Raw genomic sequence first — 634 nt, 5'->3', positions numbered from 1 at the left:
GAGCCCGGCATTTTAGAATAATCAATATCCACGCCAGAACCATCCCCACCACCATTGCCACTTCCATTACCACTGCCATCAGGCAACGCCGCAGCGAGCATGCGCACATCGTTAGCCATGTAACCCATAACCTCGTTTATTTCCTTGAGGTATTCCGATGACTTATCAGCGCCGCCCGTAGTCCCACCCGTATTACTTCCAATGCTACCGCCAGACATGGCAGCCGCCAAATTCTGCATGGTTTCATTCATCTGCATAACTTGGCCTGCCATGCCATTCGCACCCAACGCACCATGAATTGCGAATATCTCACCTATCACACTGCCAGTATTCATACGAATGTCATATAAGGTCGCAGCATCACGATCAAACTTACCAAATATGTCATCGAATTTCTTATCCCAATATTCCCTTTCCAAACCCAGCCCATCACCTTCAGAACCACCGCCCGTGTTCTTGGCTATCTCTTCAAGATAATGCTCAGAGCGTGCCGCAACAAGCTCGGCACCTTCCAATCTTGAATTTGCAACACGATTATATTCTGAGATTTCTTTTAAAAACTGCTGGGCCGCCTCAACGGAATTAACAGCACGCTGAGACAGGCCACGAATTTCATTAACCGCACTATAAGTGA

Annotated in this window: 1 protein-coding gene; it reads right to left on the bottom strand. The window is 47.8% G+C overall.

What is annotated here, in order from left to right; translation table 11 throughout:
* Positions 1-634 (bottom strand): hypothetical protein (locus GWQ22_RS21760; protein WP_275931659.1); only part of this gene is annotated, 634 nt, incomplete at both ends.

The sequence above is a fragment of the Aeromonas sp. 1HA1 genome (assembly GCF_029237385.1).
GTDB lineage: Bacteria > Pseudomonadota > Gammaproteobacteria > Enterobacterales > Aeromonadaceae > Aeromonas > Aeromonas popoffii.
Note: the sequence above shows the minus strand (reverse complement) of the source record. Positions and strands in the feature narration are given on the sequence as shown.